This is a genomic window from Halomonas sp. Ps84H-12, assembly GCF_024124725.1.
GTDB classification, from domain to species: Bacteria; Pseudomonadota; Gammaproteobacteria; order Pseudomonadales; family Halomonadaceae; genus Vreelandella; species Vreelandella aquamarina.
In genome coordinates this window covers 1-1,734 of the sequence record NZ_JAMXSJ010000084.1, presented here as the reverse complement: position 1 = coordinate 1,734, position 1,734 = coordinate 1, and the positions used below count along the sequence as shown (strand labels likewise).

2 protein-coding genes are annotated in these 1,734 nt (G+C 64.2%); both read left to right on the top strand.

The window, feature by feature from the left end:
- Positions 1 to 1,166, top strand: a 1,166-nt coding sequence (gene istA / locus NH344_RS18080) for an IS21 family transposase (protein ID WP_253028286.1), incomplete at its 5' end; no start/stop codon positions are given.
- 14 nt (positions 1,167 to 1,180) lie between these two features.
- Positions 1,181 to 1,734, top strand: a 554-nt coding sequence (locus NH344_RS18075) for an ATP-binding protein (protein ID WP_253028285.1), incomplete at its 3' end; no start/stop codon positions are given.

The following is a 1,734-nucleotide window of genomic DNA, read 5'->3' as shown; positions in this document are numbered from 1 at the left end:
GGCGGCAACGGCGCAGCATGCGCCAGGTTCACCGGGCCGGCGAGAAGGTCTTTATCGATTACTGCGGACCGACCGTGCCGGTGGTGGACCGGAGCACCGGAGAGATGCGTCAGGCCCAGGTCTTTGTCGCCGTGCTTGGCGCCTCCAGCTACACCTTCGCCGAGGCCACCGGGAGCCAGAGCCTGCCGGACTGGATCGCCTCCCACCAACGGATGCTGACGTTCTTCGGCGGGGTGCCGGCACTGCTGGTTCCGGACAACCTCAAGGCAGCGGTCACCAAGGCGGACCGTTACACCCCGAAGATCAACGAGACTTACGCTGAACTGGCTGCTCACTATCAGACGGCGGTGCTGCCCGCGCGTCCCTACAAGCCCAAGGACAAGGCAAAGGCTGAAGCCGCCGTGCTGTTGGTCGAGCGCTGGATCCTGGCCCGGTTACGGCACCAGACGTTCTTCTCTCTGGCCGAGTTGAACGCCGCCATCGCCGCGTTGTTACCAGCGCTGAACCAACGCCCGTTCCAAGGACGGACAGAGAGTCGTCAAAGCCTGTTCGATGCCCTCGACCGACCGGCACTACGACCACTCCCCGCCACGCCCTACACCTACGCCGAGTGGCGTAAGGCACGGCCGGGTATCGACTATCACATCGAGATCGAGAAGCGGCTATACAGCGTGCCCCACGCCCTGGTGGGGGTGAAGCTGGACGTTCGGGTGACCGACACCTCCGTGGAGGTCATGCACAAAGGGCAGCGAGTGGCGCTACATCCTCGTCATGGTAAGGGCCGCTTCGCCACCCTGACTGAACACATGCCTAAATCGCACCAGGCCCATCAGAACTGGTCACCGGGACGGCTCCTGAACTGGGCCAATGACATCGGCCCCGGCACGCTGGGCGTGGTGCAGAAGCAGCTCAAGGATCGGCCTCATCCGGAACATGGTTACCGCGCCTGCCTGGGCCTTCTGAACCTTAGTCGGCGCTACAGTCGTGATCGCCTTGAGCAGGCCCGTGCCCGGGCGCTGGCCATCCACTCCGCCAGTTACCAGAGCATCACCTCGATCCTGAAGCAGGGGCTGGATCAGTTACCGCTGCCGGTGGTCGAGGAGCCACCGGAACTGACCGAGCTGCCGGTTCACACCAACGTTCGCGGCCCCCACTACTACCACTGATCCCGGAGAAACGTATGCTAACGCACAACACCCTCGATACCTTGCGCCACCTCAAGCTGACGGGCATGGGCGATGCCCTGGAACAACAACGCGCCCAACCGGAAACCCACGACCTGGCGTTCGAGGAACGCCTGGCCCTGTTAGTGGATCGGGAGGTGCTGCACCGGGAAAACCGTCGGCTGGACCGGCTGCTCAAGGCCGCCCGCCTGCGCGTGCCGGCGTGCATCGAAGACATCGATTACCGTCATCCCCGGGGACTGGAACGCTCGCGTATGGCGGCCCTGGCGAGCAGCGACTGGATCCGCCAGTCCCTGAACCTGTGCATCACCGGGCCTACCGGTTGCGGCAAGACCTGGCTGGCCTGTGCCCTGGGCAATCAGGCCTGCCGGCAAGGCCTCTCGGTGCGCTACCTGCGAGTGCCGCGCCTGTTCGAGCAGGTGCGCATCGCGCACGGTGATGGTAGCTACGGTCGGCTGATGAACCAGCTGTTGAAGACCAACCTGCTGATCCTGGATGACTGGGGCATGCAGAAGATCACGGCGCAGCAGCGGCAGGACCTGATGGAAGT